Genomic DNA, 26,528 nt, shown 5'->3' with positions numbered 1-26,528 from the left:
TTAATGGTTAAGAATATCTTTGCGCTGACTAGGTACTAGCAGCAGTTTAAACCGCTTTAGCATGAACTCCCGCTACCGCTCTTCCCGAAGGATCAGCGTTGCCACTAAAGCTCGCATCCCAGGCTAAAGCTTCCTTGGTGCTACAGGCAATTGACTTGCCACTAGGCACCGTTGCAGCGGCACTGTTTAGCTTAAAGTGAGATTCAAATATTTTGCGGTAAAGTAGCCCTTCTTTACTATCTGGCGTACCTATAGGGAAATCAATTGCTGCTCTTGCCATTTGAATGTCATCGATCTGTGATTCAGCATAAGCTTTTAATGAATCAATCCAGCTATAGCCTACACCATCAGAAAATTGTTCTTTTTGACGCCATAAAATTTCTTCAGGAAGGTAGCCAGTAAATGCCTCTCGTAAAAGTCCCTTTTCAATTTTTCCGTTACCGCACAATTTAGCTTCTGGGTTTACTCTCATCGCGACTTCTAAAAATTCTCGATCTAAAAAAGGCACGCGGGCTTCAACTCCCCAAGCAGCCATCGCTTTATTAGCGCGTAAACAATCGAACTGATGCAACCTTTCAAGTTTTCTCACCGTCTCTAAATGAAACTCTTGCGCATTGGGTGCCTTGTGAAAATATAAGTAGCCGCCAAAAATCTCATCGGCTCCTTCTCCACTAAGTACCATTTTTATGCCCATGGATTTAATTTTTCGCGCCATTAAGTACATAGGTGTAGAAGCTCGTATCGTGGTTACGTCATAGGTTTCCAAGTGGTAAATTACGTCGTTTAGGGCATCAATACCTTGTTGAATAGTAAAGTGAATTTCATGGTGAATGGTGCCAATATAATCCGCGACTTTTTGTGCTGCGATTAGGTCTGGCGAGCCTTTGATACCTACCGCAAAAGAGTGCAATTGTGGCCACCATGCGGGTGATTTTTGCTCATCTTCGACCCGCTTAGCAGCATTTATTTGTGCCACCGCAGAAATAATTGAAGAATCCAGCCCGCCCGACAGCAAAACGCCATAAGGTACATCAGACATCATATGACTTTTAACTGATTTCTCTAAAGCGTGCTTTATGGTGTTAGGATCAACAAGGGTTTCACTAGCACTCGGATAGTCTTTCCAACCAGGTTGATAGTAAGCGCAAATTTGGTTAGTGCGACTATCTAAATAGTGACCCGGTGGAAACACATGAACTTCTTGACATACATCGACTAAAGCTTTTAATTCCGAAGCAACATAAAGTTGACGCTGCTCATCATAACCATAGTACAAAGGAATAATCCCAATTGGATCGCGCGCAATTAGGTAGCGTTCATTAAGCTGGTCATAAAGAATAAAGGCGAACATACCCTGAAGTTGATTAAGCCTAAATTCAATTTGCGCTTTACTTAGCTTATTTTTTTCTCGATCTTGCTGATATAACCCAAGAATCACTTCGCAATCCGATTGGGTTTGAAATTGCACCTTGCTCAATTCTTGCTGGGCGAGCTGTTGGTGATTATAAATTTCGCCATTGACTAATAAAACAAGATCATTAGCTTGGTTGACCAAGGGCTGTTCACCACTATGAATATCGACTATGGCGAGCCTTTCGTGCACTAGCACTGCGTTAGCATCATTCCAAATACCAGACCAATCTGGGCCGCGATGCCGCTGAAGCTGTGACTGGCGTAAGGCAAGCTGACGCAGCGGAGCAATATCTGCTTGAATATTTAAAATGCCAAATATAGAACACATAACTAATCCTAAGAACAAGGCCCAACAAGACCTAATTTAAACTCGCATTAACCGATAAAGACAGAATATAAAAACAAAAACACCCCGCCAATCGACAATAAAATTCCGCGTTCGGCAAGTTCACAGAACAAAATAAATCTAAGATTTATGCTTTCAATCACCAAAACGAACATTTAACAAAACAATCATTAACCAAAACAGCCAATATGTGAATAGCCATTAACACAAATAGCGCATTAGGTGAATAATGTTTAATTTTTTGCTAGTATTCTGATAAATAACTAAACAATCTATGAAATAACTATGCAAAATCATCAAATCGACAAATTAGACAGAGATATTCTTAACGCACTGATGCAAGATGCACGGATCCCTTATGCAGAACTTGGAAAACGATTTAAAGTGAGTCCAGCGACCATTCATGTGCGCATAGAAAAAATGCGCAGCGCGGGTGTGATTAGTGGCACTAGCTTAAAAATAGAACCTAAAAAGCTGGGCTACGATGTGTGTTGTTATATCGGCATTACGCTTAAAAGCGCCGGAGCTTATCCAGAAGTAATAGAACATTTAAAACAAATCGACGAGGTTGTTGAAGCACATTATACAACTGGAAAGTTCAGTATTTTTATAAAAGTGCGCTGTCACTCAATTGAAGACTTACAATGGGTTTTAATTGGAAAGATTCAGTCAAACCAAAAAATTCAAGCCACAGAAACTCTCATTTCACTACAAAATCCAATTCAACGAAATGTTAAACCATAAATTATTTATGCTTACGAATTTGCTCAACACTGTTTGCTTGCTATAGTAAATATCAACTTTAAAACTTTAGCAAACGAGAGAGTATATGTGCGGAGCAATAGGAAGAGTCACTGATAGTCCCTTTGTTAAATCCTTAATGCAGCTGCTCGAAATAAATATTACCGATCCCAGTGATATGAATATTCGGCCCAATGCTAAACTCCCCATTGTCATTGGCAGTGAAAACGGTAATGCCAGCGTTAAGGCAAACTGGTGGCTTTTTCAAAAGCGCATCGAGCAAGGCTATACTTACGACCCAAGATATAAGTCGTTTAATACAAGACGCGATAAACTATTTACCAACCGCAAACAAGATTTCTCGAGTCGGCGTTGTATTATACCTGCTTCTTGTTTTTACGAGTGGAAAGGACACCGCTATAAAATTGCGGCAAAAGACCGCGCAATTGCTTTTGGCGGACTTTATAAAACTTGGCCACTTGCTGACGGTGGTATTCATTACTCTTGCTCTATAATCACTTTACCACCTCACCCAAGATTTAATCATATTCATGACAAGTCTTTCCCGCTAATGCTGTTAGAAGATGAATTTGAACCATGGTTAGACACTCGCTTCCACGACCTTAATTACTGGAGCAATACCTTAGAAACGAGTATTCGATTTGATTTGCAAATAGAACCGGTGAACAAGCAGCAACCCGAAACTTCTATTGGACCGACAGAGCTGCTTAGCGCGGATTAAATTAAGATTTTTTCACTTTCAACCTGAGTAAATCGTTTTGCATAAAACGGGGAAGTTGTTCCATTTTTAAAAATAACACAGCGATCATACTAACAATGATGAATTCGCTAATATCAGGCGATGCGCCCCCTAAAAACAGCTTCATCATTTCCGCCGTTATAACAACTAAAAAACTAGCCAAAAAGGCATATCCAAAACGACCCAGCCAAACAAAGTTAAAATATAAGATGCTACCTAGCAGGTAAATTTTTTGTAAAAAAAGATGCGTATTCATCCACATAGAGCCTTTTAAATAACTTTTAAAAGGAACCCAATTAACTGAACTTAAATCAACTTTATAGTTGAAAGGCAGCAGTCCTTTAAACAGGTAAATAGCGATTAAACACAAGCTTAAATACATCGCTTCTTTTTGCTTGGGTAAATAAATAAAAAATAGTGACCCAATGAGTGGAGCGATCAATTCTTCTAAAGTTAATGAGTTATATTTCACTAAAACTTCTGCCACCCAGGTTATACAAACCAAAACAATCATTCTGGATAAGGTAAGGGAAAGTCGAAATTTACTTAGCATATTCCACAAAGCCCACCATAATAGGCTTTGAAAAATAAGCTCCAGTCCGTCAATTTGAGATAACATGACTAAAGGCTGCAAACTTAACGACAAGCTTTGCCAACTAAAAGAAGGCATTAATGGGAATAATTTGTACAAAAACCAGCAAACAATTAGGCTAAACAAAGCATAAAAATAGGGCGGCCTAGCGGCAAAAATCTGTGGCGATTTAATTGACTGGTAAGCCACAAGCACACCACACATCACGCCAGTGCAAATACCCCAAAAATTAACTAATACGTCAGCGACAGTGGGTACACGGCTAGGAATATAGAATTGAATAAGTTGCATTAGATAGGCTAACAATAAGCTCAGCAATATTACCGAGGCGATTCTTAAAGCAATGCTTTTTACTTTAAGCGGATTAACTAAAAAGCTACAAAAGCCTAATGGAATGAAGGTTAAATAATTACTTAAAATATCACCGTTGGTAGTTCGTTGTTGCAGCTGAGTTGTCCAATCAAACCATGCGATGCTAGCAGGGTCTACCCAAACAAAATCGAATGGATACACCGAACCATAGACAATCACAAACACTACCATCCATAATAACCAGCCCATTTTGTTAGCTTTTAACTCCTAAAATTGTTTGACCTAATGCCTTAAAAACCAATCAGCTCAGTTTCAACATTGAAACGCAGGGTAATACCAAACTTGTTTGATTAAACCGCTATCAAATTGGTAAACAACTAAACTACACTGCGTTTTCACTACTCCCTGCTGAGTCCATGTTACCTTTTCTGTCGCACTTATAAATTCGCCCTGCTCAGTCGCATTAAGTAAAACCGCTTGAGTATTGGAAGAAGCAAAATAGCTATCTAAAGCTTTTAGCAGTGCCTCTTTGCCTCGTGTTTCTAAGTTCATTTTTTGGTTGTAAAAATTAAACCACTGTATGTCATCAGTCACCCATCGCAGCATTGCCTGACTGTCCTGCTGATTAAATAAGCTTAAGTAATGTTTAACTCTTTCAACTTTTGATGATAACTTTGTCGAATTGGGCTTAAACTTATCTTTTTTATAAACTACTTTAAAAGCAATTTTTTCAAGGCTACCTACTGATGCTATCAGTTGCCCTTGAGCATTTAGCTGATAGCGAATTAATTGCGGAAAGTCATGTTGAGGATTAACGAGTTCAACTTGATTGTTTTGGCAGTTTTTTGCCTCAAACAACACTGGTTTTAAATTGTCTGGTGTTTTAACGACGTGATATATTTTACCGCCAAGAGAGATGACTTTAAAAACTTCTTTAAAGTGAGCTTTAGATTCGTTTTGTTTAGCAATAGTAGCCTGTCCAGTTATTTCGCTCTCGCTAATTCGCCAGCTTTCTTGGTAAATGTTGCCATCACTTTGTGCGTGCCAATCCCCTTTTAAAAATTGAAACGCTGCAAGGTTGCACTGGTTAGCAGCATACCCTGTGCCAATATAGCTAAAGCCAATTAAACCCAGCACAACTTTTAAACCGTTAAAATACAAAAGCGCTTTCTCCAAAATCTTTATATTAAAAGCTCGCTTTTTCCAATAGGGATAGGACGAGCAGAAAGTTAATTTAACGCGATACGACAAACGCCAGAATATCTATTTGCGATTATCTTGGTTAATTTAGCTGATATTCTCAGAATATTTAAACATAAAGTCTCTCAGTTTGGCATTATTCCGCTGCATTTTATCTTAAAAAATGGCAGACTTATTTTATCTTGCCAGCTCATCACTAATGGAATTGTTATATATGGGACCTATTTTTAACAAGCATATCGCCTCGCTAACGGGGTTAAGCCTTATTTTCTTAATTGCCTGTGGTGGAGATGGTGGTTCTGAGCCACCAGCAGATGAAGCCCCTACATGGGCAGCTGGAGTTTATGCAGACGAAGCTAACTTTAAGAATCGCTGTGAAAACCCGCGTGTAGGCAGTGATATTAACGGCAATGCATTTCCAGATATTCAGGGCAGCACTTTACTAGAAAACAACTGGTTAAGGTCTTGGAACAACAACACTTATCTTTGGTACGACGAAGTTACCGATATCAACCCTGCTGGTTTTTCCTCGACTCTTGAGTACTTTGCGCTTTTAAAAACCGACCAAACAACCAGCTCTGGTGCGCCCAAAGACCAGTTTCACTTTACTTATGACAGTGCTGAGTACTTAAAATTAACCCAGTCGGGTGTTTCTTCTGGATATGGTGCGGAATGGGCCATAATAGCTAACACCCCACCGCGCAAGTTGGTGGTAGCCTTTACTGAGCCAAACTCTCCGGCCTCTCAACCCAGTGTTAATTTACAAAGAGGAACAGAAATATTAACCGTTGACGGAGTTGACTTTGTTAACGCCAACGACCAAGCCAGTGTGGATATTATTAACGCAGCACTATTCCCAGATTCAAATGGTGAGCAACATACTTTTACGGTTAGAGACGTTGGAAGCAATAATACGCGCAGCGTTACTATGACATCAGCAGAAATAACCCAAGCGCCGGTAAGAAATGTAGCGACAATCCAAACCCAAAACTCTAACGTTGGCTACCTATTATTCAACGCTCACATTGCCACCGCAGAAGAAGGCCTTTTTAACGCAATGACAGAGTTAGCATCGGCCAACATTGATGAGCTAGTACTTGACCTAAGGTACAACGGCGGCGGCTTACTCGCAGTAGCAAGTCAGTTAAGCTATATGATAGCCGGAGCCACCCAAACATCTCAAAAAACTTTTGAGCTAACCCAATTTAATGACAAACACCCTACCACTAATCCTGTCACTGGAGCGACGCTCGCACCGGTGCCTTTTTATGATCAAACTCTGGGCTTTTCAATGACGGAAGGGCAAGCCTTACCTAGCTTAAATTTAAGTCGCGTATTTATTTTATCTACCGGCGGAACTTGTTCAGCCAGTGAAGCAATTATTAATGGGTTACGGGGTATCAACGTAGAAGTAGTACTTATTGGCTCAACTACTTGTGGCAAGCCTTACGGTTTTTATCCTACCGACAACTGTGGGACTACATACTTTACCGTTCAATTTAAAGGAGAAAATCATTTAGGCTTCGGCGATTATAGCGATGGTTTTTCACCGATGAATACATTGGGTAATGTCGGCACATTAGTACCAGGCTGTTCCGTAAATGACGACTTTAGCCAACCGCTCGGTAACCAACAAGAAGCACTTTTAAGCACCGCAATAAATTATATGCAATCTGGCACCTGCCCAACACCTAGCGGTAAGACCATGCAGGCTAAACATCAATTTCAACCTTCGGCTGCATCTGAAAACGGGATCCCAATTTATAATCAACGTAAGTTAACCCAACGACTATTTGGCTTACCCAGTAAAACTCAGCAACCATAAATGGCGGTTTAAGCAATGACATATTTTAAAGTTTTACTACAAGCTGCTGGCCTAACACTGTTAATTAGCGGCTGCCAAAGCAAAGCTGAGCAGCAACCCATAAAAGCTAAAATTGTACAGCAAGATGCGAGTAGTCGTGCAGAAATAGCCGCTATCATTAGCGGCGCTTTGGGAACTCAGCAAATTCAACTAGGTAACGCGCTCTTCTTAAATACCAACAAACTCGTTGTACAAAGAAAGCAGCAAAGAAATATGCAACAAGGGGTGATTAACGGCCGCGACCATCAAGTCCCTAGCTTATTTTTACTCAGCATTGAAAACGGACAATGCAAAATAACCTTAGAGAGTAGCAATAAAAGCTGGCCGCTGAAACGGGCTACTTGCGTGCCTTTGAGTGATGACTAATTTTGCAACAGAACACTCAAATCATGCGAAGAAGTGTATTTCGTATACATTTTTTTGTTAAGAGCACTCTATCACCTCGACTTTCTCTAAACAGTTTTCAGCTACCAAATCGATATAGTTGTAAAGACTTTCGTTGTAGTTCGAACACGCCCCAATAAAAAGTTTCTCGACATTATTTGTGCCTTCTACTGAGTTCAGTATTTCAACATTCATGTATGAAACTTCTAGATTACCACTTTCCCTTGTTGACCACTGAAAATGGTATCGAGTGTACCTCGGTGATAACTGAACTCGATCTGGAGGAGAAACAAACCGGCTGGTGACAGTCGAAGCTTTCTGATCTTGTTTTTCTACAAACACCGTCATTGATCTTGGAGTCCAACCATGCAGCCAGTCTCTTTCAATCTTGGTTTTTATCAGGCATTGTCCTAGTTGTGATGTATTGGACAACGATTCAACAATATCTGCATATTCGTGATTTCTAGCGCTATTTAAAAGAGCAAGTAGCGACCACATTACACTCAACGATGACACCACACTAAGTGCTTTATTTTTTTTATTGCTCGGTCGCATCAAACCTCCATGTCATGCTCTTAACAGCTAACTCTGTGCAGAAAGCTAACCTGTGCCTTTTAAATTTAATCTAAAAGCGGTGACTAAAGATTTTTAATGCCCGCATTATTGCCTTCAAGGGCTTTTTCTGCTCTATAACTAGAGCGCACAAATGCCCCTGAAACAACCTCTTTAAAACCAAGTTCTAAGCCCCATTGACGATACTTTTCAAACTCGGCGGGAGTAACATAGCGTTCAACTGCAAGATGGTTTGGGGTTGGTCTTAAGTACTGACCAAAAGTCACAATATCTAGTTTTATTTCACGCAAATCACGCATTGTTTGCATAATTTCATCATCCGTCTCCCCTAAACCTAGCATTAAGCTAGTTTTAGTCAGTATGTCTGGTCGATATTGCTTAGAGTGCGCTAACAAGGCCATAGTGGTTTCGTAACTGGCTCGCGGGTCTCTTACTGGATGAGTTAAACGCTTAACAGTTTCTAAATTTTGCGCAAATACTTTAATACCAGAATCTAGTACTTTTTCTAGGTGCTGGGTGTTTCCTTTAAAATCAGGCGTTAAAACTTCTACATTAATGCTTGGGCTCGCTTTTATAATTGCTTTTACACAGTCGGCATAATGTTGCGCGCCACCATCAGCTAAATCATCTCGATCAACCGACGTAAGTACTATATATTTTAACCCTGTCGCACTCACAGACTCTGCGGCATTTTGAGGCTCGTCTTTATCTAGCCAACCTTTTGGATTACCGGTATCAACTGCACAAAACTTACACGCCCTAGTACAAACTGACCCCATTAACATAATGGTTGCGGTACCAGCACTCCAACACTCTCCAATATTAGGGCACATAGACTCTTCGCACACAGTCGCTAAACGATTGGTACGAACATTCTCTTTCATCGCTTTGTATTTACCGCCGGTAGGAAGTTGAACTTTAAGCCATTCAGGTTTTCGACCTAAAGCTTCAGGGTGCGCACCTTTGCGTTGTTTAACGCCATTTTTAATCGCACTAAACCCTTGCTCAGTTTCAAATTTATTTCCGCTTTTCACAACGACCGGAATGCGCTCTCCGCGTAGTGGTATTTCATTATCTTTCATTGATTACAGCTCGGGTTTATACAGTTTAGCCATTTATAACTTTTTGCAATCTTAGTGGATTGACGCTTAGCTTTCTTTAAATAGCTCGTAATGTTGATAGTTAAGATTGTGCATTATAGCATCAATTAAATCATTCGCGACTTGTTGAATGTCGCTTGGGCCGCCATTTTCGCTCACTTGAGTCACCTGCATGCCGGCGTATCCACAGGGATTAATACGCCTAAAAGGTTCCGTGTCCATGGCTACATTTAATGCAAGTCCGTGAAAAGAGCAGCCTTTTCTAATCCTAAGGCCTAATGAGCAGACTTTTTTTCCTTCAATGTAAACACCGGGTGCATCAGCTTTAGGCGCGGCACTTATAGCATATTGAGCTAACAAATCGACTACGCTATTTTCTATAGCGGTTACCAGTTGACGTACACCAAGCTTTTTTCTGCGCAAATCCAGTAAAAAATAAACCACTAATTGGCCTGGTCCGTGGTAGGTAACTTGTCCGCCTCGGTCTACTTGAACAATCGGAATATCTCCAGCAGCCAGTATATGCTCTGGCTTGCCAGCTTGCCCTTGGGTAAAAACAGGGTCATGTTCAACTAACCAAATTTGATCGCGGCTTTGATCATCACGATTACCAGTATAAGATTGCATTGCTTGCCAAACATCAACATAGTCACAGCGGCCTAAGTTTTTAACCACAAAAATCTGGCTTAAGTCGAGTTTTTCGTTATCCATTAACGAGTTAACCTACAAGCAAACTTTAACGCAATCTAGTGCATTAACTGCCAAATAAATTTCATCTAACTGCTGCTTTGAGGTTGCGGTAAAGGTAACACTCACGGCAACATATTTACCGGTTCTACTTGGGTTTAACTTTGGCGTGTAGTCGCCCGGCACAAAACGCTGAATAACGGCAACAATTTCATCCTCAACACCTGCTTGTGCAAAAGCCATCGCTTTAAACATAAACTGACAAGGAAACTGCCATAACTCTTCACTGGGATCTTTGTCTCCCGTATCGTTGACTTTGTCGCTCATAACTGCCTCGGTACTAAATTTTAAATTAACGTTGAGAAACCAGACTTTCTACAACAACAAAGCCGCCGAAGCGACTTCATTGACTGTATATTGTCACCTAAATTGAAAGTAAGCGGTTACTTTCTATTTAGGTTTAGTAGCTAAAACTACTCAAACAAAGAGTCAAACCACTGACTAACGGAATCACTCATGCGGCCAAAAAAGCCCGCTTCTGCAATACTTTGCATTGCCACTAGCGGATATTCGGCTATCGTTTCATCATCTAGCTGAAAGAAGACCTTACCTGCTCTTTGGCCCTTGTTAATTGGGGCACTTAAATTCTTTTCAACTACAAAATGTGCTTTCAGTTTATTCTGGCTATTTCTTGGAATGGTGACATAAATGTCTTCTGAAATGCCTAGCTCAACTTCATTTGCTTCGCCCATCCAAATCCTAGGTTTGTGTAAAACCTTTCCTGCTTGTAACGGCATAACGGTTTCATAAAAACGAAAGCCATAAGATAGTATTTTTTTGCTTTCGGTTTTTCTCGCATTATTACTGCTTGCCCCCATAACCACAGCGATCAAGCGCATATCATCTTTAGTCGCAGAAGACACTAAACAGTAGCCAGCTTCTTCGGTATGACCGGTTTTAATGCCATCAACATCTAAACTTGGATCAGACAACAAAGGGTGACGATTATATGTCTCTATGTTGTTGTATTTATATACTTTTTCTTTATACAGACGGTATTCTTGAGGAAAGTCTCGAATCAAAGCTACGGCGAGTATTGCCATATCTCTAGCTGTCGTTTTATGCGTTTTAGCTGACAGACCGTGAGAGTTCTCAAATGTGGTATTTTCTAAGCCTAATCGACTCGCATGGTGGTTCATTAATTGAGTAAATGCGTCTTCAGAACCTGCGACATGCTCTGCTAATGCCACTGCGGCATCATTACCGGACGAAATAATAAGCCCTTTTAGCAACTCAGAAACTTTAACTTGCTTGCCAACTTCTAGCCACATCAGCGAGCTTCCCTTAAATACAGGGTTTTGCGCGTAAGCATTATGACTAATGGTGACAATATCATCAGCACTAATATTACCCGCCTCTAGCTCGTGAGAAACCACATAGCCGGTCATCATTTTAGTTAAACTTGCTGGCGCAACTGGCAACTCTGGGTTATTTTCCGCAATAATTTTGCCGCTATGATAATCCATTAAGACATAGGATTTAGCGGCTAAAGAAGGAGGCTCAGGGACAATGGCAGTAGCATGGCCGACAAACAAGAATAACGTACTAACTAAAAACAACTTTATAACAAGGTTAATATTATGACTCATTGTGTTCCCAAAAAAGTTAATCAAAAAACGCTAAAAAATATTGGATTTATTATAACACTGGTTGTGCAAAGCTGATAGCGCTGCTCTGGCCAGTGTTGCCGCGCGCCTTGCAACAGACTGCGGATTTCACTGGTAGACTACTTTTGGTTTACCAAGTTCCTTAATATCTAAAGTTTGTACAAGCTCTTCAGCAATTTCAAGCGTTGGAACCGGGCCAATTCTAACTCGGTAGAGCTTCTTGCCACGCCGAGTGATATGAGTAATTTTAACCGGAAGTTTAATTTCTCTATCTAAAACTTTTGCCAGTTTTTGAGCTGTTTGGTGATTTGCATAGGCGCCAACCTGCACAAAACGTAAACGCTTATCTTTATTAGAAGCCGCTACTTTAGCCTGCTTTATTGCCTGCTGGCTAAAATTAATGGTTTCTACTTCAACTTTAGCCGTACCCGCTTGGGTCATTCCTAACTTATGCGCAGCGGCATATGACAAATCGATAATTCGATTCTTTCTAAATGGCCCACGGTCGTTAATTTTGACAATCACCTGTTTGCCGTTTTCTAGATTAGTGACTTTTGCATAAACCGGAATAGGCAACGTCTTGTGTGCAGCTGTCATGCTTAACATATCGTAGGTTTCGCCACTTGAGGTTCGGCGACCGTGAAACTTAGTACCGTACCAACTCGCTATGCCCTGCTCTTTATAGTTTTGCGCAGACGCTAACAAATAATAAGTTTTGCCATCCTGCTCATAAGATTTAGGGTTGCCGTAACGACTAATAGGTTCAGGCTTGGGTGTAACCGGCTTTACTTTAGCCCAATCTATTGCGCCAACCGGCGCAGAGTCTGTCTGTTGCGGTGATGGTTTGTTTAAACTAACACAGCCAACAACACTAACGGTTATTAGTAAAACAAATGTTACTTTATATATCTTCGGAAAAATATTTATCATGACTTTAACTCAAGCGCTCCACGGCTTATTCAGCCAAACGGCAAACTATTTATTGCTGCTTTTGTTTTTCAGCTACAATAGCTTGACTCAATTCAAATACTGCAAGCGCATACAAAGCACTATGATTGTAGCGGGTAATCGTATAAAAATTATCTCCCACTAGCCAGTACTGTTGTTGGCCATTAGCCAGCTCAAATGCGAAAATACCGGCCTTTTTAGAACGCTCTTCTAGTGCGGCAACATCAACGCCAGCCGACTGCAGATCCGCCAATGAGTGTTTCAGCTTTAAACTGCTTTGAACCAGTTCTTTTTGCTTTTCAGTCAGCATTATAGGCTGTGCAACAAACCCATTTAATTGCCATTTAAAGCGACTAAAGTAATTGGCAACGCTACCTATCATATCAACCGTATCATTAAATAAATTAACTTTACCATCAGCGTTAAAGTCAACACCATAATGTCGATAGCTGCTTGATATAAATTGCCCCATGCCCATAGCACCGGCATAGGATCCTTTGATTTCGTCTAGCTTCCAATTCTGCGCACGAGCGAGTCGATAAAACTCGCCAAGTTCGCTACGAAAAAATTTGGCTCGTTTGGGATAATAAAAACCTAAAGTATGCAGCGCTTCAACAACCGGAAATGAGCCTTGTATTCTACCGTAAAAAGTTTCTACTCCGATAATGGCAACAATAATAGATGCATCGACACCAAAAGTTTCTTCTGCTCGCGCTAAAGTGTCGGCATGCTTACTCCAAAACTCAACCCCTTGATTAATTCGCTTATCTTGAATAAATATTTTTCGGTAACGATGCCAAGGCATCGACTCAGCAGGCTTTGATATTCTAGCGATAATGTCAGCTCTAGGTTGCATTGCTAGCAACTTTTCTTCTAGCGCGGTTTGATCAAATTGATGCTGTTCGGCCATTTCTTTTGCAAAGGCTTTTATGTCTTTTTCAACATCAGCAGCAGATGGAAGGCTCGCTTGCGCCACTAACGCACAACTAAATAGTAAACTTAAACTAACTGTCCCAATTCTGAGCACGCCTTGAGTTACTGTGGTTAAAAAAAATTTCATTAATAATCCTTACTACTATAAAAATGACTGGGTAAAAAATTGTCCTAACCAGGCAAAAGTTTCTTGTGAGTTTGAATGCCCATTAAAATACCAAAGGATGCCATTAAAGTTACCATTGAAGTTCCGCCATAACTGACTAACGGCAACGGCAAACCAACGACAGGCAAAATTCCCGTTACCATACCAATATTAACAAATATATAAACAAAGAATGTGAGCGTGATCGCACCGGCGAGCAATCGAGTGTATGTTTCTTGTGCTTTTACTGCAATAAAAAAGCCACGTCCAATAATCCATAGATAAATCGTAATTAATAATACAATGCCGTAAAACCCAAACTCTTCGCCGAGCACTGCGAATATAAAGTCTGTATTTCGCTCTGGCAAAAACTCTAGCTGCGACTGAGTACCTTCTAACCAACCTTTGCCCTTAATGCCACCAGAACCAATCGCAATTTTAGATTGAATAATGTGGTAACCACTGCCTAAGGGATCTTTTTCGGGATCTAAAAAAGTGAGTACTCGCTGCTTTTGATAACTTTGCATTACAAAAAACCAGTGAATAGGCGCATAAACAACAACTAGCAATAAAAAACTCAAAATAATACGCCAGCGAATTCCCGCTAAAAAAATAACAAAAATGCCGGAGCTCGCTATCAGTAATGAAGTTCCCAAGTCAGGTTGAATCATAATAAGTAAAGTAGGTACACCAATAATGGTGGCAGCAACTAACAGTTCAGACAACTTGGGCGGTAACGATCGTTCACTAAAATACCAAGCGAGCATCATAGGCACCGCAAGCTTCATTATTTCCGATGGTTGAAACCTAAAAAAACCTAAATCTAACCAACGCTGCGCACCTTTCCCTTTATCACCAACTAAAATTACCGCAATTAATAGCAATATACCGCACGCGTAAATAAACGGCGTCCACTTTTGATAAACTCTAGGAGGCACCCATGCGAGTATAAGCATTGCACTGAACGCAATGGATAACCGAATAATTTGACGATTAAGCTGGCCTTGGCTTTCGCCAGAAGCGCTATAAAGAATTACTAATCCAAAACCAATAAGCAGAAGAAGACCTGCAATTAATGGTAAATCGAGGTGAAGCCTTTGAGTAAAACTTTTACCTCTTCTATCTGAGTTGTCGTAGTCTATAAACGCCATGTCATTGACCTACTAATTGATGTTCAGGTGGCTTAGAAAACGAATTTTTAACTTGCTCACTGGTCTTATTTTTAAAATACTCATCAAAAATCAAACGCGCTAAAGGTGCGGCTTTATCACCACCATGCCCAACATTTTCTACCACAACTGCAAGCGCAATTTCTGGCGCATCATAAGGAGCATAACCAACGTACATGGCGTTATCCCTTAACTTTTTAGCTACTTTCTCTTGGTCATACTCTTCTTCACTTTGAGTCACCAATTGCACCGTACCAGTTTTGCCAGCTGACTCATAAGTTGCATCTTTAAAAGCTTTACGGGCAGTGCCGTATGGAAACTGATTCACTTGTCGCATCGATTTATGCACTGCTCGTAAACTCGATTTATTAGAAAAGTCCGCTTGTTCTTGTGCTTCAACAGGCGCAAAAGTTTTCCACTTATCTGACTCGCCTTGGATCGCCTTAACCAATCGTAATTGATAGCGCTTACCGGCAATGCCAATTTGACCTATCGCGTTGGCTAATTGCAACGGAGTGGCAATCCAATATCCCTGACCAATACCAGTAATTACCGTTTCACCAGGAAACCAAGGCTGCTTATGTACACGCCTTTTCCACTCTCGCGACGGCATAATTCCCGGCACCTCTTCTCCCATATCGATTCCAGTGTAGGCGCCAAAACCAAATTGACGCATATACTTTGACAAGGTATCAATTCCCATGCGGTAAGCTAAATCATAAAAGTAAGGATCACAAGATTGGGCGATAGCCAAATTTAAATCAACATTTGGACCATGCCCCCAACGAATATGGTCGCGATAAACTCTTTCTTCTTCGGTAGGAATTACCCAATAACCGGGATCATTAATCGTGGTTTTTGGGGTAATTAATCCAACTTCTAAGCCTATCCAGCCAATATGCGGCTTAATTGTTGAACCTGGAGAATACAAGCCACGTAATGCGCGGTTAAATAACGGCCGGTCTTTTGACAAAGTGAGCTTGCTATAGTCTTTAGTTGATATACCAGTCACAAATTCGTTTGGATCATAGCCAGGATTGCTCACCAGAGCTAGCACTTCACCATTTCTAGGATCGATAGCGACAATGGAGCCACGTTCCTGTTGCAGTGCTTTCGCTGCGATCCGCTGTAATCGAATATCTAAGCTTAAATGTAGGTTTTCGCCAGAAACCGGTGGCTTTTCAAATAATGGCTTACCTATCACGCGGCCTTGCACATCAGTTTCCACACGGCGCAAACCCACTTGGCCATGTAAAATATCTTCGTAATACTTTTCTAAGCCGACTTTTCCAATATGTCGGGTAGCTTTATAGTTTGACTGGTCAATTTGCGCTAGCTCTCGGCTATTAATACGACCTACATAGCCTAAGGCATGCACTAGCTCTTCGGCATAAGGGTAATAGCGAACTAAACGTGCTTCAACACTCACCCCTGGAAATTGATGTCGACTCACAGAGAAACGCGCCACTTCAGCTTCATTCAATTGGTTTTTTACTACAATGCTTTTAAAGCGGCGCTGCCCTCGCAAATCACTCAGAAACTTTTCTTGGTGTTTGTCTTCTATCAACCCCATGCTTTGCAGCCTTTGCAAAGTATCCTGAATATCTTTAACTTGCTCTGGAATAATTTCTAATGAGTAAATCGAACGATTTTCAGCGAGTAACACTCCGTTTCTATCGTAAATAAGCCCTCGTTTAGGGGCGATAGGTTCAACGCTTATTCGATTATTATTAGAGCGTGTTTGGTAGTTTTCAAACTCCACCACTTGCAAATACCAAGCGCGGGCCAATAAGCACATCATTAAACTAAAAACAAAAACAAACGCGAAAATACTGCGACGGATCAACAACTGACGTTCGTTATAGTGATCTTTAAAAGAGCGAGCGTTACTATATCGATTCTGCGACTTAATCATTTAAGCAACAGTCCTACTCGCGATGATAAGGATGATTGACCGTGACAGACCAAGCACGATACAGTGCTTCAGCTAAAATAACTCGCACCATTGGATGAGGTAAAGTTAATCCCGATAACGACCAACGCGTGTTGGCTCTTTGCAGACAGCTAGCTGATAAACCGTCAGGTCCACCAACCAATAAGGCAACGTTGCCACCGCGATGCTGCCACTCAGTGATTTGCTCCGCCAAAAATTGAGTACTCCAGTTTTTACCTTTAACATCTAGTGCTACAACCCAGTCGCTTGGGTCAATGACTTTAAGAATCTGTTGCCCTTCTTTTTCCATCCATTGCGCGGCCAATTGATTCTTAGTTCTTTTGGCTGCACTAATCTCAATTAGTTCCAAACTGCAATCACGGGGCATGCGTTGCGCATAATTAACAAATGCCTGATTGACCCAATCAGGCATTTTAGTTCCAACGGCAATTAGCTTAATTTTCATCGATGTTATTTAAGCAACAAAAACTGCATAAAGCATAAGGCCTTGCTTATTCCCACAGCTTCTCAAGTTGATAATAATCTCGCGTGGTAGGTAGCATGACGTGCACGATAACATCACCAGAATCAACTAAGACCCATTCTGCGGCGTCTTCACCTTCTACGCCTATCGGTGGCAAATTGCGTGCTTTTAACTCTTTAATTAACAAAATAGCTATCGATTTAACATGGCGGCTCGAAGTACCAGAACAAATCACCATAAAATCTGCAATCGTCGACTTTTCACCAATATTTAATACTTTAATCTCTTGTGCTTTGATTTCTTCGAGCTGTTCAACGATAAAATCTTTTAATTGTGTACCTTGCATTAACTCTCTTCACTCTTATATAAATAATTTTGACGGATGTATTCTATAACACTCTGTGGAACCATAGTATCTATGCGGGGATGTTTTCCACCTAATTTGCGAATTTTAGTGGAAGATTCGTTTTTTTCTGGCATTTTAAGTAAAAAAACTCCAGATTGAGCCATTTTTTTGCACCCAGACCAACTACTACACCATTGTAAACCGACCTGTTCGGCTTTAGCGGAAAGATCAACCGGTAGGCTATTATGACGATTTACCACAACCATATTGCAAAGTTGAGATAATTCTTCGATTGCTTGCCATTGTGGCAAGTCGTTAAAGCTATCCATGCCCATCACCAGCCAAAAGCGAGTTTTAGGAAACTCTGCGCGTAACGACTTGATGGTATCTATGCTATAGGATTTTTTCGCTCGTTGGCATTCGCGTTCATCTATAGTGACTTGCTTAAAGTTAGCAAGTGCTAACTTTAGCATGGCTACGCGATGCGCAAAACTCGCACTTGGCTGCCCTTTTAAAGCTGGAATAGCACAAGGAATCAATCGCACTGGAAATTCTGGTTGGAGTTTGGTTATAGCCTCAACAATTGCTAAGTGGCCTTGGTGAACCGGATCAAAGGTGCCACCAAAAACAAACTCATCATATTCAATACTCGAGTTACCCAGATTATTCATAGAAAATATGCATTAATGATTAAGCTAACTTAGCCCACTCTTCCCCAAATTCGCTGACCCGCTATCATCCACAAACACAGCTCTAGTTCATTCCAAATATCACCGCTTTCTTGCCCTTTAATCATTCCGTCTAACAGTGCACAACGCATCACTAAACGTTGCCAAACCACTGCAGAAAGACGATTAGAAGCAGTGGCTATTAAGCGCTTTTTGCTATCCCATAAAAAGCTTTTGGCTAATGCTTGGGTTGGGCTAATTCCTTTAAGTCCGGCTAAAGCGACTTCTTTACATTGCTCTATTTCGCGGGTTAAATTCACCAAAATAACAATTGGGGCAACGCCTTCATGACGAAACTTATGTAACATCTTTACTGCTCTAGCGCCTTTTCCCGCTAAAGCTTCATCTAAGCATAAAAATATCGAGTAGCGGGCATTGTCCGAAGTGACTTCGACCATTTGTTGCGCGCTGATAGACTCTTGTGGATAAAGCAAAGCGAGTTTCTGCAAACTTTGTCGAGCTGCTAGCAAATTACCTTCAGATTGTTGCGCTAAGCAATGTGCCGCCTCAGGCGCTAATTGAAGTTGCATTTGTGCCGCGCGCTGATTAATCCAATTTACAAATTCATGGGGTTTAGGCGGCCATAACTCGTGCAATTGTGCATTCTGGCTGACAGACTTAAACCACTTTGTAGACTTTTGACGCTTATCTAATTTAGGTAATCGAATTAAAAATTGATTTTCAATTGAAGCCGTCGCTACTAACTCGTTTAAACCATCTTGTGCTTGTTTATTAGGTACTTTATTAAAGCGAATATCGAATAGCTTTAGTTCAGCAAACAAGCTCATACTACTACTATTAGCGATAAATTGATTCCAATCAGTTTTTTCATCAACATCTAATACTTCGCGCTCGCTCACACCGTTTTTTTTAGCCGCTTGAATAACTTGATCGCAAGTTTCCATTTGAAGCAAGGGCTCTTCACTGATGACGATATTAACAAAGCTTGTTGAGCGATTCATAAAGTCTCTTAAAGCTCCATTAAGGAAAGTTGGCGCAATAACTTTTGCGACAGCTCCCGATAAATTTCAGACTTAGTTTGGCGCAACTGATTTTGATGCCCGATGGGGTTTCTAAAATCTTGATAATAACCTTTCTTTAAAGTGATTTTTTTTACTAGAGGTTCGCTTTGCATGCCATTTTTAATTTGGCTCACCCGATACTCTAAACTCGCCGTCACTTGTATTTCATTTGCGCGGCCAGTGGCATCACGACTGACTCCCTGCTGTACAAACTGAATAGGCAGTAATTGTAGTTGCAATCTATCACGACTTAACTCAGTTGTTTGAGTCCTAGATAATTTTGGCTGGTTACTGTCAACGACTTGGCTACCAAGGCTTAATAAATCAGCCTTTAGCATCTTTTCAAACTCACCAAACGGGGTTGCACTGATTAACTGAATGGGTTGCGTGATCATCTTAATTTGATCAGCGCCACGCAGCTTAAAACCGCAACCGGAAAGCACCAAGCCCAAACAAAAAACCAGGCTTATAGCAATAAATTGAAGTCGATTAATTAGCAACAATATTAACCAAACGCCCCGGAACAACAATGACTTTACGCACTGTTTTTCCTTCTATAAATTTAACAACATTTTCGTTTTCAATGGCAATGGCTTCTATGTCTTGCTTTGAAGCCTCAGCAGGCACGCTAACTTTGCCGCGCATTTTACCGTTAACTTGCAGAATAATTAACACTTCATCTTGAACTAAAGCAGCCTCATCCACGGTTGGCCAAGGTGTATCGACAATAAGGCTTTGGTTACCCGCTTGTTGCCATAAAGCTTGTGCCATATGCGGCGCAACTGGAGAAACTAAAATAATGGCATGATCTAAAGCATGTTTAATAACAGCCTGGTCAACCTCTGATTTAACCTCAAATTTTGCAATTAAATTGGTTAATTCCATAATTGCAGCAATTGCGGTGTTAAACGAATGACGACGTGCATAATCATCTGACACTTTGGCAATTGTTTGATTCGTTTTAGCATAAACGGCTTTTTGTTCTGCGTTTAATTCTGCTAGTTTAAAATCGACCGGCTGTATTAAAGCGTTATCCACATAGAGCTTCCATAGTCGCTTAATAAATTTATGCGCACCATGAACTCCGTCATCTCGCCACTCTAAAGATTGCTCTGGAGGCGAAGCAAACATGGTATATAAGCGGGCTGTGTCGGCTCCGTATTGATCAATAAGTGCTTGCGGGTCGATACCGTTATTTTTCGATTTAGACATTTTTTCCATGCCCGCCAAAATAACTGGCTCACCAGTTGATTTCAGCTTGGCACTTACGGCTTTACCTTTGCTATCTTTTTCTACATCAACTTCATCGGCTGAATGATAATGCTTAGTACCTTTTTCATCTAAGGTCACAAAAGTTTCTGATAACACCATGCCTTGGGTTAACAAACGCTTTGCAGGCTCATCGGAATTAACTAAACCTTGATCTCGCATTAATTTATGAAAAAACCGAAAGTAAAGTAAGTGCATGGTGGCATGTTCGATTCCGCCAATATACTGATCAACCGGCAACCAATAGTTAGCTTCTTCACTATCAAGCATTGCATCGTCGCTTTGCGGACAAGTGTAACGGGCATAATACCAACTAGATTCCATAAACGTATCAAAGGTATCAGTTTCCCGCTTGCCAGCGACGCCATCAACCACGACATCTTGAAATTCTGGGTTGTCAATTAATGGAGAGTTTGCCCCTTCCATAATAATATCGGTTGGCAACTTAACCGGGAAATCTTTGGCCGTTACCATTTCGCCGGTTTCTAATTTAATCATTGGAATTGGCGCACCCCAAAATCTTTGACGCGACACACCCCAATCTCTAATTCGATAATTTACTTGAGTTTTGCCAAGGCCGCGCTCATTCAGCCACTCTGCAATCACCGTAAGCGCCTTGTCTGAACTTAGCCCGTCAAACTCGCCCGAGTTTATTAAAGTCCCTTTTTCGGTAAATGCTTGTTGGCTTAAGTCACACACCAAATTGCTGCCTTCTGGCGCAGCAATGACTTGCTTAATTTCAATGCCGTATTTATGTGCAAACTCCCAATCACGCTGATCATGCCCAGGAACGGCCATCACCGCGCCAGAGCCGTAGTCCATTAACACAAAGTTGGCTACCCATATTTCGACAGTCTCACCACTCACTGGGTGAATGGCCTGAACCCCTGTAGCCATGCCTTTCTTTTCCATAGTTGCAATGTCAGCTTCCGCCGTTGTGCTACGATTACATTCTGCAATAAAGTTGGCTAATTCAGGATTGTTTTTGGCTGCAGCTTCTGCAATGGGGTGCTGTGCTGCCACCGCTAGATAAGTTACTCCCATTAAGGTATCTGGTCGAGTTGTATAAATACTCACCCCAGTTTCAGCCAGTTCAAGCCCATTGTTCTGCGCTAATTCAAATGTCATCTCGACACCTTCTGAACGGCCTATCCAGTTGCGCTGCTGAGTTTTAACGCTTTCAGGCCAGCCTTCTAAGTCGTCAATGCTAGACAACAGTTCTTCTGCGTATTCGGTAATGCGAATAAACCATTGGTCAATTTCCTTTTTCTCAACTGGCGTATCGCAACGCCAACAACAACCATCATGCACTTGCTCGTTAGCCAATACGGTTTCATCGTGAGGACACCAATTAACTGCTGAGGTTTTTTTGTAGGCTAAGTCTTTTTCAATTAGTTTAGTGAAAAACCACTGCTCCCACTTGTAGTACTCTGGCTCACAAGTCGTCACTTCGCGCTCCCAGTCATAAGCAAAACCAAGACTTTTTAATTGCTTTTTCATGTAGGCAATATTTTCTACCGTCCAAGCATGTGGCTGTGCTTTGTTCTTAATAGCAGCATTTTCCGCAGGTAATCCAAAAGCATCCCAACCCATTGGCTGAAGTACGTTTTTACCTTGCATGCGTTGATAGCGAGAAATCACGTCACCAATGGTATAGTTTCGTACATGCCCCATATGCAAACGGCCACTCGGATAAGGCAACATCGACAGACAATAGAACTTTTCTTTGCTGGCATCGTGCACCGCTCTAAAAACCTGGTTTTTATCCCAGTGTTGTTGCACCATTTCTTCGACTTGTTTCGGGTTGTATTCTTGCTGCATTCTTAATAGTTCTCGTTATACTTAGGCTGCGATGGCCAATTGGTGTCAGCTCAGCTTAATTGCCAAGCGACTTTACCCTTGCGCATTTTTAAGGGGCTAACAATTTGCGGCTAATTTTAACGACTTTCTAGGCGAAGCTAAAGCAAAAGCGCTCACATTTACTCGCTTTAAGCCAAGTTTCAGGAGATTAACACTTAAAGCTAGCCAAACGAGCCTATTATTAACTCGCTTAACGCGCTGACCTTAAACTGCATTACCTCTCTTTAGCTAACTCTTATAGCTTTCGGTCTTCATACTTCTTTCCTGCTTTTTGTTAAAGCATTAACCCATAACCAACCGATTGAGAGAACACTTTATTGCGTAAAAACAAAGTGTTACGCCGGGTAAATAAAGGGAAAAAATGAAACCGCCCCGACTTTGACTGGTAATTTAATTGGCCCACGCCGGTTAACTTTGTAATGTCTAATTAACCCACGGAGTCAAGGGCGCAACAAAATTAAACTACCGATTGAGCTGCGCCCATTCACTGTCACAGGGGAAACCACTTTATACAACTTACACACAATCAATCACCCAAGATAATTAGAGGAATAAATGATGAAAAAGAAACTTATTTTTAGCGCATTAGCAGCAACGTTTTTATCGAGTGTCGTTCAAGCTGTACCTTGGTGTCATCGTGGTACTATCGTGCAAATAGCAGATGTTCAATGGACACAAGCCCAAATTCTCGCAAACTTCACGGGCAGTGTACCCGGCGGAGTGGCCGATCCTGAAGTTTATAAAACATCGACAGCAACTTATAACTATGCCAGCACCTTTACCGGTGGTGGGGGTGGCTTTGGTGGATATTCTGTGCCGGGTTCTGGCCAGGTAAGAGTAATACCCTATGCCCCTTATACTTACACTAACATGGTAGGTCCGGGTTACTACTTTACTAGCCAAGGGGTGAAATTTAAGCTAGAAAAATGCTATACCATTCCGCCGATGACTGCGCATTTAGAAGTTGATCGACTCAACCCAGACGATGACAGCGGCGGAATTATCTTTAAACCGGCAGAAAAACTACCTGCTTTAGAGCATTATTGGTTAGCGCCAATCACCGATCCTGATGAAGACGAAGACTTTGATCAAGACGAAGACGCCGCCACACGCTAAGTTAGAGCATATCAAGCGAGACACAATAGTTTGAGATAATTTCCCCGTTAGTTAAACACTAATGGGGAAATTGTTGCTTAAAGACTCTTTAGCAATTGAAATAGATAGCCGAACTGCGTAATGTAAGTCATTGGTTTTAACAACTCATTGGCTGTAAATGAATAATAGGTTTGTTTTTAATTGGTATAGCGCGTTCAAATTATTTGGTTACTTTTTTGCTTATTTCTTTAGCCTATATAGCTTATCTTCTTGGTCATCAAACTGCTTTGAGCAACAACTACCGGCGCAACTAAAAATTCAAGCTTGTCAAAATCAAATTCAACAATATCAGGAAAAATACAACAACGCGGCACTCGACGAGCCAACATTTGAAAAATTTAACAAACTCATTGTTTTGCTAACCGCGCAAGGTAGCTTTACTGAAGCTAGAGAACTAATCGCAACAACTCAGCTCGCGCCATTAAATCAATACACGTTTAAAAATCACTTCGACTTTTTACGTAGCAAAGGCATTCTTAATTATCGCCAAGGAGAACTCGCTCACGCTCTAGATAGCTTTTCTTTAGCTAACCTACTCGCTGAAAGCCAACAAGATCACGAATCTATTGCTAAATCGCTTTCAGACAAAGGCACTGTGTATTTAGCTATGATGCAATACCCCGAAGCCTTAGGCGCTTATCAGCTTAGTTTAAAACTCAAACAAAAACTAAACCAACCCAAAAGTATCGCTATTACTTTAAACAATATTGGCAATGTCTATCGCAAACTTCATGATTGGTCACTGTCTGAGCAGTTTTATCAACAAGCATTAGCAATTTATCAGTCACTTAACGACACCAAAGCGACTGCTCATACCCAAGAAAACATTGGCCTTATCCATTTACAAAACCATTCACCTCAGCAAGCAGTTGAAGTATTTTTAGCATCCTATGCCCTGTTTAAGGCGAGTGATGAGCAGCACGCGCAACTAAGGGTATTAATTTTACTTGCCCAGGCTCACCTGCAAATGCAGGAGCTAGATAAAGCCGCAAGCTATTTGCAACAAGCAGAGCAAATTGATCTCCTATTAGGCACTAGCGCCCAGTCAACGAAACTTAAATTAAATCTTGGCCAACTACTCAGTTTAAAAGGGCAATACCAACAGGCACAGGCAGTACTTTTAAGTGGCTTGAATTTTGCCATTGACAAACAAGACAAAGAAAATGAAATCTTAATTTTACAAGCACTCACCGAGCATGCATTACGCTTTAATCAGTGGAAAAATGCGCAGTCTTGGCAGGCTAAACTAACTCAGCAACAATTAGCACAATACCAGCAAAACTTTAATCTATTACTGGCCCAAAAACGCGCCTTATTTGAGTATGAACAGCAACAAAAACAAATCACCATTTTAAATCGAGACAATCAAATTAAAGATCTTAAAATAGCTAATCAGACTCAAAGTATGTGGCTATTAATTACAATGGGTTTGTTACTTATTACCATTACCGCTTGGTTTGCCGCTATACAAATTAAAAAACGCCGCGCCCTAAAACAAGCCTTAACCGAAAAGTCTCAGTTTCATCATCAACAAGTCAAACAACTAGGCGCCAGTTTTGAGTCACTTAAAAATGTTTTTGGCAAAGTCGAACAAGCGTTACTTTTGTTTAATAATAAAAACCAACTCATTTTTATTAATCAACGCTGCAGTGATGAGCTTGAAATTGATAATCAAGAACTTTTAGCAACGCCTTTAGACAGCATAATAGAACGCAGCAACCAAGATTTTTGGAAGCTTTTTGAGTCTCAGGAAGAACTAAACCAACAACAGTTATGCGATGTAACCATTAAGATAGGGAATAAAGAGTTTACTTACGATTTACTCATCAGCAGTGTGCAGCGAGAAGAAGCAATGACCTTAATTGCGCTTGTTGACCAATCGGCCTCGGCTTTAAACTTAACCATTGAGCAGTTAATTCCAGAAGCCAGCTTGCCACAACAGTTAGTCGATCTTATGTTGTCTGGCTTAACCGCATGGGAAGAAGCAACTCAGTCCAGCAGAATAGAGTTAGCTGAACAAAGTGGCATTTGGCGGGTATCTATTGACGATGGCCGGCTGCGCACGCGTTCACTCGACAAATACCTTACTTTAAAAACACTCCCCAAACGACCACGTTGGCGCGAAGTTTTACGCACTGCGCATTTTGTTTTAGCTCACTGCGAACTTAAGCCTGAAACAAAAGTTGCGCTTGAAGACAAACTCAATCGAGTGACTCAACTGATCAAAGCTAAAGCCTTACTTTAAAATTAGTTATTCCGCTTAGCGAGATTTAGCATGTTGCCCGTCATCTTTAACCGCACTGTCACCTAATTCACACAAGCCACAAGAAAACTCAAGCCCTTGCTCAAAAGAGTACAAGGTATGATGGTTGGCTTCGGAGTTTTTCATGGTGGCCGGCGAATGGAATATAGCTCGCACGCTCAAGTGATCACCAATATTTTTATAGGTTAGTTCAGCTTCACTAAAAGAGTGGCAGAGCGCACCAGCTGTTTTATAGGCAACGCCATATTCGTCGTCAAATTGACCACAACTTTTTAACTGGCTACATACCCCGCTAGACTCCTTTGCAAATTGCTGAAGTAAAGCTTGATTGAGTTTAAACTGTCCTAAAATAGTAATTTGACCGCCTGAGCACCAACCGGTGTTAATTGCTTCTTCATGCGCAAATGCAGTGCTACTCACACCGGCACCTAACATCACAGCGGTGGCTAAAGTCCCCACCTTGAGCGTTGTTTTAACCAGATTAGTTGTTTTATTGACAAGTTTTTGCATTATCTTTACCTTCTAACAGTTTTATTCGTTTGCACTAACTTCAGCCTACCTAACCTAACTAATTTTCACTATCAAATTTTAGGGTAAAAACGGGCAAATTAAACCTAACCTATTGAATAAAAAC

At 41.0% G+C, this 26,528-nt stretch carries 25 protein-coding genes; 6 read left to right on the top strand and 19 right to left on the bottom strand.

Going from position 1 to position 26,528, the window contains the following annotated elements:
* Positions 1 to 46 precede the first annotated feature (46 nt).
* The gene (gene asnB, locus ACUR5C_RS02635) at positions 47 to 1,741 is read right to left on the bottom strand and encodes an asparagine synthase B (RefSeq protein ID WP_454466802.1); all 1,695 of its coding nucleotides are present in this window, start codon (positions 1,739 to 1,741) and stop codon (positions 47 to 49) included.
* 303 nt (positions 1,742 to 2,044) lie between these two features.
* Here asnB and asnC point away from each other — a divergent pair, with 303 nt between their 5' ends.
* The gene (asnC, locus tag ACUR5C_RS02630; protein ID WP_454466801.1) at positions 2,045 to 2,503 is read left to right on the top strand and encodes a transcriptional regulator AsnC; all 459 of its coding nucleotides are present in this window, start codon (positions 2,045 to 2,047) and stop codon (positions 2,501 to 2,503) included.
* An 85-nt stretch (positions 2,504 to 2,588) separates the two neighbouring features.
* On the top strand, positions 2,589 to 3,242 hold the full coding sequence (locus ACUR5C_RS02625) for an SOS response-associated peptidase family protein (RefSeq protein WP_454466800.1): 654 nt from the start codon (positions 2,589 to 2,591) through the stop codon (positions 3,240 to 3,242).
* Position 3,243: 1 nt separating this feature from the next.
* Here the strand turns inward: ACUR5C_RS02625 and ACUR5C_RS02620 are convergent, their stop codons facing one another.
* Together ACUR5C_RS02620 and ACUR5C_RS02615 are read right to left on the bottom strand one after the other, a co-directional pair.
* Complete coding sequence (locus tag ACUR5C_RS02620) at positions 3,244 to 4,413, bottom strand: VanZ family protein (RefSeq protein WP_454466799.1); 1,170 nt, start codon at positions 4,411 to 4,413, stop codon at positions 3,244 to 3,246.
* A gap of 63 nt (positions 4,414 to 4,476) precedes the next feature.
* A complete protein-coding gene (locus ACUR5C_RS02615; protein ID WP_454466798.1) occupies positions 4,477 to 5,325 on the bottom strand; it encodes a DUF6265 family protein in 849 nt (282 codons plus the stop codon).
* Between the two features lie 253 nt (positions 5,326 to 5,578).
* On the opposite strand from ACUR5C_RS02615, the gene ACUR5C_RS02610 reads away from it, so the two are divergent.
* Both ACUR5C_RS02610 and ACUR5C_RS02605 read left to right on the top strand, forming a co-directional pair.
* On the top strand, positions 5,579 to 7,189 hold the full coding sequence (locus ACUR5C_RS02610; RefSeq protein WP_454466797.1) for a S41 family peptidase: 1,611 nt from the start codon (positions 5,579 to 5,581) through the stop codon (positions 7,187 to 7,189).
* A 15-nt stretch (positions 7,190 to 7,204) separates the two neighbouring features.
* Entirely contained in the window at positions 7,205 to 7,594 is a 390-nt protein-coding gene (locus ACUR5C_RS02605; protein WP_454466796.1) for a hypothetical protein, read from the top strand.
* A gap of 57 nt (positions 7,595 to 7,651) precedes the next feature.
* On the opposite strand, the gene ACUR5C_RS02600 is transcribed toward ACUR5C_RS02605, so the two are convergent.
* The 15 genes from ACUR5C_RS02600 to leuS all read right to left on the bottom strand — a co-directional run bounded on the left by ACUR5C_RS02600 (position 7,652) and on the right by leuS (position 22,437).
* Positions 7,652 to 8,167, bottom strand: a complete 516-nt coding sequence (locus ACUR5C_RS02600) for a hypothetical protein (RefSeq protein WP_454466795.1) — start codon at positions 8,165 to 8,167, stop codon at positions 7,652 to 7,654.
* Positions 8,168 to 8,250: 83 nt separating this feature from the next.
* Positions 8,251 to 9,267, bottom strand: coding sequence for a lipoyl synthase (lipA, locus tag ACUR5C_RS02595; protein WP_454466794.1), 1,017 nt, complete (start codon positions 9,265 to 9,267; stop codon positions 8,251 to 8,253).
* Positions 9,268 to 9,333: 66 nt separating this feature from the next.
* On the bottom strand, positions 9,334 to 9,996 hold the full coding sequence (lipB, locus tag ACUR5C_RS02590) for a lipoyl(octanoyl) transferase LipB (protein ID WP_454466793.1): 663 nt from the start codon (positions 9,994 to 9,996) through the stop codon (positions 9,334 to 9,336).
* A gap of 12 nt (positions 9,997 to 10,008) precedes the next feature.
* Entirely contained in the window at positions 10,009 to 10,299 is a 291-nt protein-coding gene (locus tag ACUR5C_RS02585; protein WP_454466792.1) for a YbeD family protein, read from the bottom strand.
* 146 nt (positions 10,300 to 10,445) lie between these two features.
* Positions 10,446 to 11,621, bottom strand: a complete 1,176-nt coding sequence (locus tag ACUR5C_RS02580) for a serine hydrolase (RefSeq protein WP_454466791.1) — start codon at positions 11,619 to 11,621, stop codon at positions 10,446 to 10,448.
* Positions 11,622 to 11,747: 126 nt separating this feature from the next.
* A complete protein-coding gene (locus ACUR5C_RS02575) occupies positions 11,748 to 12,569 on the bottom strand; it encodes a septal ring lytic transglycosylase RlpA family protein (protein WP_454466790.1) in 822 nt (273 codons plus the stop codon).
* 49 nt (positions 12,570 to 12,618) lie between these two features.
* A complete protein-coding gene (mltB, locus tag ACUR5C_RS02570; protein WP_454466789.1) occupies positions 12,619 to 13,647 on the bottom strand; it encodes a lytic murein transglycosylase B in 1,029 nt (342 codons plus the stop codon).
* Between the two features lie 44 nt (positions 13,648 to 13,691).
* On the bottom strand, positions 13,692 to 14,816 hold the full coding sequence (gene rodA / locus ACUR5C_RS02565) for a rod shape-determining protein RodA (protein ID WP_454466788.1): 1,125 nt from the start codon (positions 14,814 to 14,816) through the stop codon (positions 13,692 to 13,694).
* Between the two features lies 1 nt (position 14,817).
* Entirely contained in the window at positions 14,818 to 16,749 is a 1,932-nt protein-coding gene (gene mrdA / locus ACUR5C_RS02560; protein ID WP_454466787.1) for a penicillin-binding protein 2, read from the bottom strand.
* Positions 16,750 to 16,762: 13 nt separating this feature from the next.
* The gene (gene rlmH / locus ACUR5C_RS02555; RefSeq protein ID WP_454466786.1) at positions 16,763 to 17,233 is read right to left on the bottom strand and encodes a 23S rRNA (pseudouridine(1915)-N(3))-methyltransferase RlmH; all 471 of its coding nucleotides are present in this window, start codon (positions 17,231 to 17,233) and stop codon (positions 16,763 to 16,765) included.
* 46 nt (positions 17,234 to 17,279) lie between these two features.
* Entirely contained in the window at positions 17,280 to 17,597 is a 318-nt protein-coding gene (gene rsfS, locus ACUR5C_RS02550; RefSeq protein WP_454466785.1) for a ribosome silencing factor, read from the bottom strand.
* Positions 17,597 to 18,268, bottom strand: a complete 672-nt coding sequence (nadD, locus tag ACUR5C_RS02545; RefSeq protein ID WP_454466784.1) for a nicotinate (nicotinamide) nucleotide adenylyltransferase — start codon at positions 18,266 to 18,268, stop codon at positions 17,597 to 17,599. Before nadD ends, rsfS begins: the two co-directional genes overlap by 1 nt.
* Positions 18,269 to 18,297: 29 nt before the next feature.
* The gene (gene holA / locus ACUR5C_RS02540; RefSeq protein WP_454466783.1) at positions 18,298 to 19,287 is read right to left on the bottom strand and encodes a DNA polymerase III subunit delta; all 990 of its coding nucleotides are present in this window, start codon (positions 19,285 to 19,287) and stop codon (positions 18,298 to 18,300) included.
* Positions 19,288 to 19,295: 8 nt separating this feature from the next.
* Entirely contained in the window at positions 19,296 to 19,742 is a 447-nt protein-coding gene (locus tag ACUR5C_RS02535) for an LPS-assembly lipoprotein LptE (protein ID WP_454466782.1), read from the bottom strand.
* Between the two features lie 94 nt (positions 19,743 to 19,836).
* Positions 19,837 to 22,437 carry a leucine--tRNA ligase gene (leuS, locus tag ACUR5C_RS02530; protein WP_454466781.1) on the bottom strand — a complete coding sequence of 867 codons (2,601 nt, stop codon included), beginning with the start codon at positions 22,435 to 22,437 and terminating at the stop codon, positions 19,837 to 19,839.
* A gap of 594 nt (positions 22,438 to 23,031) precedes the next feature.
* Between leuS and ACUR5C_RS02525 the strand changes: the two genes are divergently transcribed.
* Together ACUR5C_RS02525 and ACUR5C_RS02520 are read left to right on the top strand one after the other, a co-directional pair.
* Complete coding sequence (locus tag ACUR5C_RS02525) at positions 23,032 to 23,592, top strand: hypothetical protein (RefSeq protein WP_454466780.1); 561 nt, start codon at positions 23,032 to 23,034, stop codon at positions 23,590 to 23,592.
* Between the two features lie 157 nt (positions 23,593 to 23,749).
* Positions 23,750 to 25,876 (top strand): tetratricopeptide repeat protein, encoded by a 2,127-nt coding sequence (locus ACUR5C_RS02520; protein ID WP_454466779.1) that lies wholly within the window; start codon positions 23,750 to 23,752, stop codon positions 25,874 to 25,876.
* A 15-nt stretch (positions 25,877 to 25,891) separates the two neighbouring features.
* On the opposite strand, the gene ACUR5C_RS02515 is transcribed toward ACUR5C_RS02520, so the two are convergent.
* Positions 25,892 to 26,404: a hypothetical protein gene (locus tag ACUR5C_RS02515; protein ID WP_454466778.1), complete on the bottom strand. Its 513-nt coding sequence runs from the start codon at positions 26,402 to 26,404 to the stop codon at positions 25,892 to 25,894.
* Between the last annotated feature and the right edge of the window lie 124 nt (positions 26,405 to 26,528).

It is taken from the genome of Aliikangiella aequoris, assembly GCF_053709105.1.
This window is presented reverse-complemented; position numbering and strand designations above follow the sequence as displayed.